Source organism: Methanobrevibacter millerae (assembly GCF_900103415.1).
GTDB classification, from domain to species: Archaea; Methanobacteriota; Methanobacteria; order Methanobacteriales; family Methanobacteriaceae; genus Methanocatella; species Methanocatella millerae.
Window position 1 is genome coordinate 100,367 of the sequence record NZ_FMXB01000001.1, and the last position, 14,734, is coordinate 115,100.

14 protein-coding genes and 1 pseudogene are annotated in these 14,734 nt (G+C 39.0%); 11 read left to right on the forward strand and 4 right to left on the reverse strand.

What is annotated here, in order from left to right; genetic code table 11:
• Positions 1 to 108: 108 nt before the first annotated feature.
• Complete coding sequence (locus F3G70_RS00465) at positions 109 to 672, forward strand: GNAT family N-acetyltransferase (RefSeq protein WP_149730751.1); 564 nt, start codon at positions 109 to 111, stop codon at positions 670 to 672.
• Here the strand turns inward: F3G70_RS00465 and F3G70_RS00470 are convergent.
• Entirely contained in the window at positions 669 to 1,358 is a 690-nt protein-coding gene (locus tag F3G70_RS00470; RefSeq protein WP_149730752.1) for a 4Fe-4S double cluster binding domain-containing protein, read from the reverse strand. The two genes, F3G70_RS00465 and F3G70_RS00470, sit on opposite strands and share 4 nt — an antisense overlap.
• Before the next feature lie 341 nt (positions 1,359 to 1,699).
• Between F3G70_RS00470 and F3G70_RS00475 the strand changes: the two genes are divergently transcribed.
• The 5 genes and pseudogenes from F3G70_RS00475 to truA all read left to right on the forward strand — a co-directional run bounded on the left by F3G70_RS00475 (position 1,700) and on the right by truA (position 6,667).
• Positions 1,700 to 3,307, forward strand: coding sequence for an ABC transporter substrate-binding protein (locus tag F3G70_RS00475; protein WP_149730753.1), 1,608 nt, complete (start codon positions 1,700 to 1,702; stop codon positions 3,305 to 3,307).
• 49 nt (positions 3,308 to 3,356) lie between these two features.
• Positions 3,357 to 4,346, forward strand: a complete 990-nt coding sequence (locus tag F3G70_RS00480) for an ABC transporter permease (RefSeq protein WP_149730754.1) — start codon at positions 3,357 to 3,359, stop codon at positions 4,344 to 4,346.
• Positions 4,339 to 5,194: pseudogene (locus F3G70_RS00485) on the forward strand (ABC transporter permease). The gene F3G70_RS00480 and the pseudogene F3G70_RS00485 overlap by 8 nt, the downstream one beginning before the upstream one ends.
• A 59-nt stretch (positions 5,195 to 5,253) precedes the next feature.
• Positions 5,254 to 5,751, forward strand: coding sequence for a GNAT family N-acetyltransferase (locus F3G70_RS00490; protein ID WP_149730755.1), 498 nt, complete (start codon positions 5,254 to 5,256; stop codon positions 5,749 to 5,751).
• Between the two features lie 55 nt (positions 5,752 to 5,806).
• Positions 5,807 to 6,667 carry a tRNA pseudouridine(38-40) synthase TruA gene (gene truA, locus F3G70_RS00495; RefSeq protein WP_149730756.1) on the forward strand — a complete coding sequence of 287 codons (861 nt, stop codon included), beginning with the start codon at positions 5,807 to 5,809 and terminating at the stop codon, positions 6,665 to 6,667.
• On the opposite strand, the gene F3G70_RS00500 is transcribed toward truA, so the two are convergent.
• Both F3G70_RS00500 and F3G70_RS00505 read right to left on the reverse strand, forming a co-directional pair.
• The gene (locus F3G70_RS00500) at positions 6,664 to 7,092 is read right to left on the reverse strand and encodes a hypothetical protein (RefSeq protein WP_149730757.1); all 429 of its coding nucleotides are present in this window, start codon (positions 7,090 to 7,092) and stop codon (positions 6,664 to 6,666) included. The genes truA and F3G70_RS00500 overlap by 4 nt on opposite strands.
• Positions 7,093 to 7,141: 49 nt before the next feature.
• Positions 7,142 to 8,479, reverse strand: coding sequence for an NCS2 family permease (locus tag F3G70_RS00505; RefSeq protein WP_149730758.1), 1,338 nt, complete (start codon positions 8,477 to 8,479; stop codon positions 7,142 to 7,144).
• A 281-nt stretch (positions 8,480 to 8,760) separates the two neighbouring features.
• Between F3G70_RS00505 and F3G70_RS00510 the strand changes: the two genes are divergently transcribed.
• Genes F3G70_RS00510 through F3G70_RS00530 form a run of 5 tightly spaced genes read left to right on the forward strand, consistent with a single transcriptional unit; the run spans position 8,761 to position 14,147 of the window.
• Complete coding sequence (locus F3G70_RS00510; protein WP_149730759.1) at positions 8,761 to 10,119, forward strand: MATE family efflux transporter; 1,359 nt, start codon at positions 8,761 to 8,763, stop codon at positions 10,117 to 10,119.
• A 56-nt stretch (positions 10,120 to 10,175) separates the two neighbouring features.
• Positions 10,176 to 11,498: a non-hydrolyzing UDP-N-acetylglucosamine 2-epimerase gene (gene wecB, locus F3G70_RS00515; protein WP_149730760.1), complete on the forward strand. Its 1,323-nt coding sequence runs from the start codon at positions 10,176 to 10,178 to the stop codon at positions 11,496 to 11,498.
• Complete coding sequence (locus F3G70_RS00520; RefSeq protein WP_149730761.1) at positions 11,482 to 12,549, forward strand: ATP-grasp domain-containing protein; 1,068 nt, start codon at positions 11,482 to 11,484, stop codon at positions 12,547 to 12,549. Before wecB ends, F3G70_RS00520 begins: the two co-directional genes overlap by 17 nt.
• A 3-nt stretch (positions 12,550 to 12,552) precedes the next feature.
• The gene (locus F3G70_RS00525) at positions 12,553 to 13,575 is read left to right on the forward strand and encodes a hydantoinase/oxoprolinase family protein (RefSeq protein WP_149730762.1); all 1,023 of its coding nucleotides are present in this window, start codon (positions 12,553 to 12,555) and stop codon (positions 13,573 to 13,575) included.
• Between the two features lie 11 nt (positions 13,576 to 13,586).
• Complete coding sequence (locus tag F3G70_RS00530) at positions 13,587 to 14,147, forward strand: ribonuclease H family protein (RefSeq protein WP_149730763.1); 561 nt, start codon at positions 13,587 to 13,589, stop codon at positions 14,145 to 14,147.
• Here the strand turns inward: F3G70_RS00530 and F3G70_RS00535 are convergent.
• On the reverse strand, positions 14,144 to 14,710 hold the full coding sequence (locus F3G70_RS00535) for a CDP-2,3-bis-(O-geranylgeranyl)-sn-glycerol synthase (RefSeq protein ID WP_149730764.1): 567 nt from the start codon (positions 14,708 to 14,710) through the stop codon (positions 14,144 to 14,146). The genes F3G70_RS00530 and F3G70_RS00535 overlap by 4 nt on opposite strands.
• Between the last annotated feature and the right edge of the window lie 24 nt (positions 14,711 to 14,734).

A 14,734-nucleotide genomic window follows, 5' to 3' on the forward strand; every position in this document is an offset into this window, starting at 1 on the left:
TATACTAATTTGAACCTTATCAATATTAAAGTTATTTAAAAATAACTGAAAAGTATTACCGATAACATAAATTCTGTAGAAAAAGTAATACATTAATGTGGTGTAACGATGTATGTGATTATCAGGGAGCTAAGCAACGATTCGGAATTAATCAGCAATGTTCAGGATTTTCTCTTTAAGCAGATTAAAATCGAATTCGGCTATGACTATGTTCCCCAATGGCATCAGGACATCGTTAAAATGAATGAATATTACATTAACCCTGAAAAAAATAACTTTTTTGTAGCTTTCAATGGCAAAACCAATGAAATCATAGCAACCATCGGCATAAGGGCATATGACAAGGATTTTGAGGAGTTCAGGCATCTCTATTCTGAGGAAAAGACATCAAGCATCTGGAGACTTTTTGTTGATAAAAGATACAGGCGCTGCGGTCTTGCTTCAAAGATGTTCAGCGTAGCCGAAAGATTTGCAAATCAATGCGGTTATGAGGAAATCTACCTGCATACTCATAGAAATTTAAATGGTGCTCTTGAATTCTGGACAAAAATGGGCTTTGTCATTACTCTTGATACGAATGATGATCTTGAAACCGTCCACATGGACAAAAAGATTCAGGGTATTGAGCTTACTTCCCCTCAGTCTGTCTTTAATTATGCCGTTGAACTTTAGTGCCTGATGTATTTTTGAGTGTGCGGACAGGCGAATATGCATTTCCCGCATACGGTATCTGCTTTTCCCAAATTTTCATATGAGACTTCCAGAGCGTATTTCTCACATTTCTTGTCATCGTAAAAGTCGTTTCTTTTAAGCGTATAGTTCCATGGTATTCCGCTTATTGCGTTTCCAGGGCAAGCGTCCCTGCATTCCATGCATTTTCCGCATTTTGATTTAAGTATCGGCTTTCCGAAATCCAGTTGGGCATTTGTCAATACTGAAGACAGCCTTAGGGCTGATCCGTATTTGAATGTCGTAAAGAGTGCTGATTTACCGATCCAGCCGAGTCCCGCTCTTGTGGCAATGGTCTTGTGGGGCAGTTCGAATGAGTTGAACTCTCCGAAGTCCCCGCCCAGTCTCTTTTTGGTTTGGGCATAGGCTTCATATCCCTCGTCAATCAGGAAATTTTCGCATTTCATTCCTATATCGTCCAGTCTTGAATTGATGCTTATCAGCTCTTCAAGATATTCCTGGGTCGGTGCGTTTCCCATGTTTCTAATTATCTCTTTGGGATATGTCAGGTAAAATACGATGCCTGTATTCAATCCAGGTTTTGGACTGAATCCGTTTATGTCTGCAAATCCTACTTCCTTTGCACCGTTTTTAAGTATGAATTTTCTTAATTTTTCAGAGAGTGTCATTGCAATTAATTTGCTCCTAATATTATTTAAATTTAATAAAAGTATTACTTTTCTTTTTCTTATATTAAAAAAATGTATAATTTTAATACTTATTTTTTGTATTGTAGTGTAATTTTACTTAATATAAGTTATGATATTGTAGAATTTATTTATATTTAAATTTTCTATATTTTAATTTTTTAAACATACTTTAACTGTAATAAAAATCTTTTTATATATTTGTTCTCAAATATAAGAACAATATTAAAATATTTCATAAAAGTATTACTTTTTACTCATATTTCTATGAAAAAGTATTACTTAATTTTAATATTGCATTTAAATAATTTAGGTGAAAAATTATGGACAAAAAGATAATTATTGGTATTATCGCTGCAATCGTCATTATCGGAGGTCTTGCCTATGCATTCATGGGCAACGGTGTCGGTGACGACGATCCAACCCATTTGGTTGTAGCAGCACACAGTAATATTAAAGAACCAAAAGCTGGTTTCGATCCTCTCACAGGTTGGGGATGCGGACACCAGAATTATAATCCTTTAGTACAAAGCTGTTTATTTAAAACAAACGGCTCCGGTGAATTTGCTCCGGATCTTGCAACGGATTATTCAATAAGCGAAGATGGAAAAACTTGGACAGTAAACATTCGTGATGACGTTAAATTCTCAGACAATTCAACCTTAAATGCTGAAGACGTTGCATTCACATTCAATACTGCAAAAAAACTAGAAACTGACTTGGATTTAACCAACCTTGAAAATGCAACTGTAGTAAATGATACCTGTGTTGAATTCCATTTGGTAGAACCTAGATCAACATTCATTTACGACTTAAGGTATCTTGGAATTGTTCCTTCTGATACATATGACAACAATACTTACGGTCAAAAACCAATCGGTTCTGGACCTTACGTTTTAGACCACTGGGATAAAGGTCAACAGGCAATTTTCAAAATAAATGACAATTACTACGGACAAAAACCTTACTTCACTCAAATTACCTTATTGTTCCCTGAAGAAGCAACCTGGTTAGAATTAGCTAAATCCGGTGATGTAGATGTTGTGCCTGTTGCAACTTCCGCATTAAACCAAAGCGTTAACGGATACCAGTTCGTTGAAAAATCTGCCGGTAGGGCACAAGGTGTTTCCTTACCATATCTCCCTGACACTGGAATCGTAACAAATGACAGTTACAAAGTAGGTAACAACGTCACTGCTGACCATGCTATCAGAGAAGCATTAAACGTCGGTATTGACCGTAATAAAACTGTACAATCCGTATTTGCAGGTCACGCTTCACCTGAATACACTGGTGTAGATACAAGGGATTACGCAAACCCTGACGCTAAAGTTCAGGATGGTGACATCGACAGAGCAAAACAAATCCTCGCAGAAGGAGGATGGAACGATACTGACGGAGACGGAATCGTTGAAAAAGATGGTGTAAAAGCTTCATTCGATTTATACTACCCTCCTGACTATCTCGACAGACAATCTCTATCAACCGTATTTGCTGAACAGGCAAAAGAAATAGGTATTGAAGTAAAACTTGTCGGTGCTGACTGGGATACCATTTATGCAAACATGTACAGCTCAGCCGCTTTAATGCAACAGACTTCCCCAGACCCATACAAATCCATTTACCAACAATACCACAGTAAAGAGATGGACGGTTTCTACATGAACCCTAACTTATACAACAACTCTGCTGCGGACGCTTTAATGGAACAGGCTATGGCTTCTAACGACTTCGCTCAAGCTAACAGCTTATGGTCACAATCCGCATTAGTTAACGGCGGAGGTTGGGGTCCTGCTGGTGACGCTCCATGGGTATGGATTGCTAATTACGACTACAACTACTTCATTAAAGACGGTATCAATATCGGAAGCCAACCTGACGGATTAGGAAACGATATTTTAATAAACATTTGTGAATGGACAAGGGCTTAATTAATGTCCTTTCCTTTTTTATTTTTTAAAAATTCAAGGGGGTTAATTTATGAACAAGAAAAAGGTATTGAAGTTTTTCGGATACAAATTTGTTAGATTCATAATATTGATGGTTGCTGTTGCAATCTTTAGTTTTGTACTATTAGATTTATCCCCTATTGATCCAGTTAATGCTTATTTAAAAGGTGCTGCTGTATCTCCGGCTCAAAGAGCAATTCTTGAACAGTATTTTGGTGTTGGAGTGCCGTTGCCTACTAAAATCTATCACTGGCTGTTGGATTTGATTCAGGGTAATCTTGGTACCTCATTGATTTATCGCGCTCCTGTAATTGACGTAATCATTGATAAGTTCGTGACTTCTCTTGCATTGATGTCATTATCTTGGATATTTAGCGGAATCATCGGTTTTGCATTAGGCATCGTTGCAGGTAAAAACAAAGGATCCTGGATTGATAAAGCTGTAAAAGTTTACTGTTACGCAATTCAATCTGCACCATCCTTCTGGGTCGGTATGCTTGTTTTAATGGTATTTGCAGTTTATCTGGGATGGTTCCCAATCGGATTCGGTGTTCCTATAGGTACCAAGAGTACGGATGCGACATTCCTGGAATGGGCGTCACGTCTGGTGCTTCCTACATTGACGCTGAGTCTGGTCGGTCTGGCGCCGATTGCAATGTACACGCGTAATGAATTGGTTAGCGTATTATCCTCTGATTATATATTGTTTGCAAAATCAAGAGGTGAAAAAGGTTGGAATTTAATTAAAGACCATGGTATCAGGAACATATTATTGCCGGCAATCACATTGCAGTTCATGTCATTCAGTGAACTCTTCGGAGGTGCTGTACTTGTGGAACAGGTATTTTCCTATCCCGGTATCGGTCAGACTGCTGTAGCGGCGGGTCTTCAGAATGATGTTCCGCTGTTTTTAGGAATTGTTGTAATCAGTGCAATCTTTGTATTTGTAGGTAACCTGCTTGCGGATATTTCCTATTACTTTATAGATCCAAGAATCAAGGAGAATGAGTTCAATGATTAGAAAAAAACAGGACGATAAGAAACAGTGGTTTGTATACAATGCAAACCTCAGGACAAAAACTCTTGTTATCATTGCTATTTCAGTAGTGGTTATTGCAAGTATCCTGATAGCCAGCCTATTCATTGGGGAGATTCCAACAAGCTTTGCAAGCGCAAATCAAATGCCTTCACTGGAACACCTTTTCGGTACTGATTGGATGGGTAGAGACATGTTTCAGCGAACCATTGCGGGACTTGCATTAAGTCTGACTGTAGGTATCATTGCTTCTGCAATCAGTACAGTCATTTCCATTATTTTGGGACTGTTTTCAAGTTTCAACAGGTTTGCTGATGAAATAGTTGCAGGAATCATTGACTTATTCGGATCAATACCTCACATTCTTTTGATTATTCTTGTTTCCATCATGTTCGGTGGAGGAACCTTCGGGGTTATCATGGGTGTAGGTTTAACTCACTGGACTCCTCTCGCAAGGGTTCTCAGATCCGAAGTAAAGGAAATCAAAACAAAGGAATTTATTGCCTTAGCCCAAAATTTCGGTAGATCTAAGGCTTGGATTGCAATGAAACATATTTTTACCGTTGGTTATTTCCCAGATTATTGTGGGTGTTATTTTGATGTTCCCTCACGCAATTATGCACGAGGCTGCTATAACATTCTTAGGATTCGGTTTACCACCTCACGAACCTGCAATTGGGGTAATCCTGTCTGAATCAATGCACTATCTCTCATCAGGATACTGGTGGTTGGCATTCTACCCTGGTATGTCCCTGCTGATTGTTGTATTGCTCTTTGACTTAATCGGTGAAAGTGTTGAAAAATTACTCAATCCTGAAACTGCACATAAATAACTGGATATTTAAGAGAAATTATTTTAATTTCTCTTTCATTACTTTTTTGGGGGAAAATTATGGATTTTGAAATCAGGCAAATTAATGATGATGAAATCAGCCTAGCCCAATCTTTCCTGTTTGACCAAATCAAGAAGGTTTATGGAATCGACAGGATGCCTGAATATCATTATGACATCGACGATTTGGAGAAATATTACCTTTTGCCGCCTCGAAACAATTTTTACATTGCTTTTAATGGGGATGAGATTGTAGCAACCGCAGGCATTAGGGCATACGATAAGGATTATGAAATCTTTGAAGGCATTTATTCGGCCGAAAACACTGCAAGCATTTGGAGGTTAATGGTCGATGAAAAGTATAGAAGGCATGGCCTTGCACGTAATCTTGTAGGCAAAATGGAAGAATTTGCACGCAGCCAAAAATATGATAAAATTTACCTTCATACACATAGATATCTTGATGCAGCCATTGCATTCTGGAAGTCTTTAGGCTATGAGGTAACAGTCGAAGAAGACGATTATGACGAAACAAGCCACATGGTTAAAAATTTATAATTTGGATTTTAAAATCCTAAAACTTATTTTATATTAAGATTAATATCTATTATTGATGAAAAGAACAGCATTAAAGATTGGATATATCGGTACTAATTTTCACGGTTTTCAAAGGCAGCCTGATTTAAGGACTGTTGAAGAGGAATTAATTTATCATTTGCGTAAATTGGATTATATTGATGATTTAAAGAAATCCAGATTTAGGATAGCTGGCAGAACTGACGCCGGAGTCCACAGTCTGGGCAATGTAATAAGCTTTCAGTCCGAAAAGGAAGTGAGGGTTAATGAAATCAACAACAGCCTGCCTGACGATATCCAGATTCTTGCAAAGGCGCCTGTTCGCTACGCATTCAAGCCGAGATATGCCCAGATGAGGCAATATCGCTATCTTTTGTTCCAGAATCTTGACGTCGAAAAGCTTGAGGAGGTTGCGGAAGTCTTTAAAGGAACCCATAACTTCACCAATTTCACCAAAAGGTTTCAAAAGACAACCACAAGAACGATTGACGACATAAAAATTACTAAAGTTGATTTAGATGACTATCACAAAAGGGAGTTTCCGAATCTCCATGATACATTAAGTCCCATTTTTGTAGACATCTACGGTGAGTCTTTCCTCTGGAATATGGTAAGAAAGATGATGAGGGTCTTTGTAGATTATGCAAACGATAAGATAACTCTGGATGAGATAAAGGAGCTATTGAATCCTGAAGAGAACTCACCAAGGGCACACATTAAGGTAATGGAAGCCGAATATCTGATTTTAATGGATATCCAGTATGACGGCATCAGGTTTACCTATGATGACTACGCCTGCGAGCGCTTCAGAAGAAATCTGGTAAATTCACTGGACAATCTGCAAAAAAAGTATGCAATCCGTGAATCCATGATAAAAAGCTTAAACGATTTGCTTTAAGGCTTAATTGGTGTTATGTTATTTAATTTGTTGAATTCCTTGAGATAATTAATTGAATCGTTAATGTAATCCTCATCTATTATGGTGCTTGCATAGAGCACTGAAACCGTATACTTTTTCCCGTCGATTTGAATCAGCTCAATGGCACCCATATCGCTTGCCTGGCGATTTGAAAAGCAGAATATGTCTTTTTCTCCGCTTGACCAGAACTCATACATTGATGAGTTTTTAAAAGATGGGCTGCTGTCGTTGAATTCACCGATAATAAAACGAGGATTGTCATAGGTTTTTGGCATGAAGTAGTTTCCATCGCTTCTCTTTCCCGAAAAGTCGGACGGGACCTGTAAATCGTTAACATTCACAGCATATGCCACGCTTATTGCAAATAATGTTATTATTAAGATAACAGAAATCTTTTTAATCATTTTTCACCACTTTTAAAATTTTAAAAAGTTGTATGATTTACCCATACAACTATAGTCCGAAGAATAGGTAAATTATAAAGACTATTGTAAGTATCCACATTCCCCACGACATTTCCCGGTATTTTCCCATTGCGACTGTCGCTACGGCATAAGTTAGGAATCCCCATGCGATACCAAGGGAAATTGAGTAGCCCAATACCATCATGATGATTGTCATGAATACGGATGAGGCAATATCTATATTATCCAAGTTCACTTCTTTTAATTGTTCAATCATTAAAAAACCGACAATAATCAATGCTGAGGCGGTTACCGGAGCAGTAAATAATGACAGTATCAATGGAGCGAAGAATATGGATAATATGAAGAAGATGCCCGTTACAATAGAGGTAAGTCCTGTTCTTCCGCCAAGACCGATGCCTGTAGCACTTTCCACAAAAGCAGTTACGGTACTTGTACCGCAGATGGAACCGATCATTCCGGCTACTCCATCGCTTAAGAACGCCTTTTCTATGTTTTTTGCCTTTCCGTCTTCATCAATGAATCCGCATTGTCTTCCGAGTGTAATCAAAGTTCCTGTAGTATCGAAAAATGTAACGAATAGCAATGAAAATACAATCATTATCAGATTAGGAATATTGGAGAACAGCTGCCCGAATCCACGTGCAAAGCCGAAGAATAATGTAGTATCAAAATTAAATGATATGATGTATTGTGGAAGTGAAGGCATTAAAGGGTTTCCGGTTCCAAATCCAATATAAGTAAATATCAAACCGATAATGGCTGTTTCAACCAATCCGAAAAACACTGCGGCAGGTACTTTTTGAACAAATAGAATCATTGTAACCATAATGCCGATTATTGTGAGCAATGCCGTCGGAGATAGAAGAGATCCCATAGAGACAATTGTTGAAGGATTGCTTACAATGATTCCAGCACCTTTAAGACCTAAAAATGCCAGGAAAAATCCAATACCTGCACCGATACCCAGTTTCAAGTCAACAGGGATGATATTTAAAATAGCTTCCCTCAATCCGGAAATCGTTATTATTATAAAGATTATGCTTGAAACAAAAACCGCCGCAAGTGCCGTTTCCCATGTGTTTCCCATAGCTATAATAATCGTGTATGTAAATAATGCGTTAAGTCCCATTCCGGGTGCAAGACCGATGGGATATTTGGAAACAAGACCCATTATTATACAGGCAATCCCCGATGCAATCGCTGTAGAGAAAAATATTCCTGTTGCAGGCATTCCGCCATCTGCAAGCATTGTTGGGTTAACCCCTAAAATATATGCCATTGCAAGGAAAGTAGTAATTCCTGCGAATATTTCTGTTTTAAAGTCTGTACCATTTTCCTCAAATTTGAAAAAATTGTCTAACATAAAGACCTCTCAATCAAAACTTACTGTTTCGATATGAGTATTTATATGCAATTTATTTAAAATATTTAGTTATTTGATTTTGATGTAATGCATTTGTTGATTGGAGAAAAAACAGCTAAAAGATTATTGAAAATTCTAATTTTTACATGTGATTTTTAAAAATACATGCAGTTTTCCAAAAGTAAATAATTTTCTTATTAAGCATTCACTCAAAATGCTTATTTAATTAGATTAACAAATATTTAAACAGATTTTAAAATTCATTTTTTGGTTGACTGACAATGGCTAACGATAACGTTGAACTGATGAGGGGAGAACCGGAAATAGCTGTAAGGAAACTGGCTATTCCAATTATGATTTCAATGCTTTTAACGGCATCCTATAATATCGTTGATGGTATTTGGGTAGCCGGACTGGGTCAGGCAGCCATTGCCGGAATAGGCTTTGTAACGCCGATATTCATGATTATTAACGGTTTCAGCATAGGTCTTGGAAACGGTGCAACGAGCAGCATCAGCCGTGCCGTCGGCGCAAGGAATCATGAACGGGCCAATAAATCGGCAACTCATGCAATATTGATATTTTTGGCAGCTTCCATAATAATGTCATGTGTTCTGCTTCTGCTTCTGGAGCCTTTGCTTAAGACTTACGGTGCATCAGGACAATCGTTGGCTGAAGGAATAAAGTACGGAACTCCATTGTTTATTGGTTTATTCGCATTCATGTTCTCCAATGGGGGAAGCGGTATTCTTCGTGGGGAAGGTGATATGAAAAGGGCAATGTATGCAATTATCGTTTCCGTTGTCTTGAATTTTGTTCTCGATCCTCTTTTCATATATGTGCTTAATCTGGGCTCAGCTGGTGCTTCTCTTGCAACAATCATGAGTGCATTGGGTTCTGCAATAGTTATAATGTATTGGATTTTAATTAAAAAGGACACCTACGTCCACGTTACATTCAAGGACTTTGAATTCGATTCAAAAATAGTAATGGATATCCTGAAGGTAGGTATTCCTGCTTCCCTGGACATGCTGATGATGTCAATTGCAATGAGTCTTTATCTGGTATTCATTTCATCAATTGCAGGTGAATACGGTATCGCTGCATTCACTTCAGGCCAGAGATTATATTTATTCGCCATCATGCCTCTTACTTCCATCGGAAGTGCCGTAGCTGCCGTCAGCGGTAGCGCCTTCGGTGCCAGAAACGGCGATTATCTTGACAGGACTCACATCTATGGTACCAAGTTTGCAATGCTTTTAGGGGTTGCGTTAATGCTTATTCTGGTAATATTTGCACCACAATTGGCGCTGCTTTTTGCATACACTCCAGAAACAGCTGTATTGGTTCCTGAAATCACTAACTTTTTAAGAATTGCTTCTTTTGGACTGCTTCTGGTCGGAATAGGAATGCCTTCAAGCTTCATGTATCAGGGAATCGGAAGGGGAACCACGAGCCTTGCCTGGACAATCATAAGGGAAGTAATCTTCACTGTCAGTTTCACTTATCTCTTTGGTATTGTTTTTAATTGGGGTTTGACAGGTATATGGACAGGACTTGCAGTAGGTAGAATGATTGCATCCATTTTAAACTTCATATATGCCAGAACCACTATTAAAAGATTGAAAGAACAATTCTAAAGCTTTTTTTAATATTATATATATGATAATGAATATAGTATATTTTGAGGGATATTATGAAAATTGCTGTAGTACTTGGAACAAGGCCCGAAATCATTAAAATGGCCCCAATTATCGATGAAATTATAAAAAGAGGTATTGATTTAACTCTTATTCATACGGGACAGCATTACGATAAGGAAATGTCCGATAACTTCTTTAAAGACCTTGAAATCCCTGCTCCGGATTACAATATTCATGTGGGCTCAGGTTCTCACGGAAAGCAGACGGGACTGATGATGGAAGGCATTGAAGAGGTATTGGTGGATGAAAAACCGGATATCGTTTTGGTTCAGGGAGATACCAATGCGGTTCTTGCAGGAGCTCTTGTGGCCTCCAAACTGCACATTGCCGTCGGCCACGTCGAGGCGGGACTCAGGTCATTTGACATGACGATGCCCGAAGAAATCAACCGCAGAGCTTGCGACGTTACTTCAACAATGTACTTTATCCCAACTGAAGAATCAGCCATTAACCTGCTGGCTGAAGGATTTTCAAGGAAAAATTTGATAATAACCGGAAACACCGTTGTCGACGCCTGCTTCAGGCATCTTGAAATCGCCAGAAAAAGGGGATTCGAGGACGAATCACTTGCCGAGCTGGACATTGACAATATGAAAAATATCCTGACCTTAACTATGCACAGGGCGGAAAACGTCGACGACAAAGAAAGGGTAACAAGCATTATCGAAGCCCTGAAGGAACTCGATCAGATGAATATAATTTTCCCGATACATCCAAGAACAAAAAAGACTCTGGAAAGCTTTGGACTCTTTGATGAGCTGAATAATTTAAATCATGTTCATATAATCAAGCCGATAGGTTATCTGGACTTTCTGCAGCTGACTTCAAAGTCCAGCTTAATCTTGACAGATTCCGGAGGCCTTCAGGAAGAGGCAATCACGATAAACGTTCCCGCATTAACGTTAAGGTACAATACTGAAAGGCCTGAAACGGTAACGGCCGGAGGAAACATCCTGGTGGGCTCCGACAAGAAAGCAATCCTTGAAAATGCAGAAAAAATATTAAATGACAAAGAATTTGCAGACAGGATGCGAAACGCTGAAAACCCTTACGGACAGGGTGATTCAGCTCAAAAAACCGTTGATGCAATTCAGGATTATTACGATAACGGATTACTTGATATCAAGGCTCCCGAAGACATCATGACATCATTTGAAAGAAAAATGGCATTGATTAATGAAAATATTACTGTTAATGAATTCGAAGAGAAAAACAATGCCCTGATTCACATGGTATTCGACGGAGAAAAGATGCGTTTTCCAGCTGATGATTTAAATATAAAAGAGATGTGTGTTACTTATGACAAATTCCAATGAATCAATATTAGTATTTGAGTATTTCACCGCTTCAGGTGAAAAGGATAAAAGCATAATTTCAGAAGCGGAAGCATTGCTTTTTGCATTAATCGATGATTTGAAGGATTATGCTTTGGATGTGGTTTTAAACGAATCATATGAAGATGTTATTAAAGAATATGAAAATGTCAATCCGATATTGATTGATACAGACATTATCTCCTGGCTTAAAGATAATGCGGCCAACTTCAAAAGGGCCATTTTTATTGCAGCCGAAAATGACAATAATTTATATAACATTACAAAGATTCTGGAAGACAGTGGCGTATCAATTTACACATCTTCAAGCGATGCATGCCTGACTGCATCTGACAAGTCCTTAAGCTATGAAACGATTGGAAATACCGTTCCTCAGCCAAGAACATTCAGAATGAAAATAGATCCTAAGGGATACTGGAAAAGAGCTATTGAAAACCTCTATGACAAATGGCAGGCTGAAGACCCATTAACACCCCTTAAGATTATAATAAAGCCATTGATTGGCGTTGACTGTGAAAATGTCGTATTGATTGAAGACATTAATGACTTAAGCTATGATCTGGAGGAAATATTTGAAAAAGGCTCCAGAATAGTCGTTCAGGAGTTCATTGAAGGCGAAGACGTAAGCGTCAGCTTAATATGTCATGAAGGCACTGCCGTACCGATAAGCCTGAACAAACAGTTTGTAGAGCTTGATAAAAACAACGGAACATATGTCGGCGGAAAAATACCTTATGAAAGCGAAGTTAAAGACGAGCTCTTTGACATTGCAAAAAAAGCCTGCGAATCCATTGAAGGCTTGAACGGTTTTGTCGGTGTTGATTTGATAGTCAGTGATGATGATATCTATCCAGCATACCTGCTTGAAGTCAATTCCAGGTTTACAACACCATATGTTGGACTTAAACAAATTGCAACTTTCAACATCGCCAAAACGATAATCGAAGGTAACATTGATGAAGTTGAAGTTTCCCTTGACGGAAAAGTGGAATTCATAAAAGAAAACGATGACTTGATTATCAGGAGACTCTAAAACATGAAAATAGCTGGCTTTGATATTGGTGGTGCAAACACCGATTTGGCAGTAATTGACTTTGAAAACGGCGAAATAAAAAACATTGAAGTTGATTTCGCTTACCTTCCGATGTGGAGCAATAACGATGACTTGTCACGGGTTCTGATTGAACTGATAGAAAACATCTGTCCGGTTTCTGAAATCGACGCTGTAGGAATATCCATGACCGCAGAGCTTGTCGATGCATACGACACCAAAAAGGATGGGGTTCTTGATGTCGTTAATAAATGTGAGGAAACCTTTTCATGTCCTGTAGCCTATGTGGGAATTGACGGAATGCTGTCTTTGGAAGAAATCCGAAAGGATCCCCTTAAGGCTGCTGCAGCAAACTGGATTGCAACGGCCCAGATAGCCACATTAATATCCGACAACTGCATTTTCATCGATACCGGAAGCACAACCACTGACATTATCCCAATCAAGGATGGCAGTGAATGCGCAATAGGAAAATCCGACTTTGACAGGTCCGCCACCGGAGAACTGGTCTACACAGGAACCTTGAGAACGAATCTCGCAAGCTTTTTAGATAAGGTGGAGCTCAATGGAAAGGAGTATCGTGTCGCCAGTGAACTCTTTGCGCAAACCGCAGACGTCTACATGGTATTAGACTTAATCAGCGAAGAGGATTATGTCTGTGACACCTTTGACGGTGAATCAAAGTCAAAAATCGACTGCGCCAAAAGAATTGCCCGTGTAGTATGTGCCGATTTGGAAATGCTGAGCGAAGATGAAATCATCGAAATGGCTAAATTCATTCACCAAAAGCAGATTGAACAGATTGCAGATGGTCTTAAACAGGTTCATGAAACCCAGGGCCTTGATTTAATCATTACAACAGGTTTGGGCAAGGATATTCTTGATAAGCCTGCAGCGGAATTGCTTGGTCTTGAAGTCAAATCCATGGGCGATATCCTGACAGATGAGCAGTGCGTTGTAGCTCCTGCTGTGGGAACTGCTGTAATGATGGATAAATACCTTAATTAAGGGGTTTTTAAATGCCTGATAAATACACTTACTATACTGACGGCGCCGCTACAATGAAGCGCCAAAAGGGACAGTATGTTCGTGAAGCCGGAGGATGGGCTTTTGTATTATTAATTGATGGTAATGAGGATTCAAGCCAGTCCGGAGGATGCCCGCTAACCACAAACAATGAAATGGAACTCTATGCAATTTACGCGTCAATGAAGGACTTCCTCTCAAAATGCAGTCCTCAGGATAGCGTTGAAATATGCTCCGATTCATCATACTGCATTGACATCTACACCAAATGGGCCAGAAACTGGCAAAGAAGAGGATGGAGAAAATCAGACGGTAAGCCAATCAAGAATCTTGAAATCATAAAGGCAACATGGAAACTGATGGCTCAAATTAAAGATAAATCCTGCAATCTTAAGTTCGTTAAGGTAAGAGGCCATTCCAACAATAAGTTAAACATTAAGGCGGACAGGCTCGCAGTTGATGCGAAGGCTGCTGCATTCAAAACGGGCAAAACCGTAGGATATAACAATAAAAAAGATTCTCTTTTGGGCGGAAAATCCAAATACGCCAATTAATACCAAACGTCTTTCATTCCGAGCAGATATGCTCCGGTATTTGCTATCAGATGTATGATAATGGTCAGTATGATGGCAATTATGACGAATTCCCAAGTGAATTTAACGACCAGTGAAGCGAATAGCAGCGCAACAACTAAAAAATCAATCTGATCAAGTATCGGTGCAGGTTTTCCACGTCCGATTCCAAGTCTTCTTTTTAAAAAGCTTCCTGCAGCATCTCCAATAAGTGCACCGAATGCAAGTAAAAAGCCGATTATTATGCCGTTTGAAATGCCGACGGCTATTGGCGTTACAATCACGTCCCCATATAGGCTGAGCAAATCGGCTCCGAAATATCCCTGAATTGCTCCAACAAGGGTTCCGATAAGTGTTCCTCCAACTAATCCTCTCCATGTTACGCCGTCTCCAATCCAGCGGACGCCATTTTTATCTGTTTTTCCCATATCTAGAGGAGTTCCCCCTCCAAATATTAATCCTCCGCTGTTTGAAACATAGGCTGGGAGAATGAAATAGAGTACTGCAACGCATGTTATTGCTAAGCTTGTGAGGTCAAGGTTCATTATGTAAAACACCATTTAAATTCT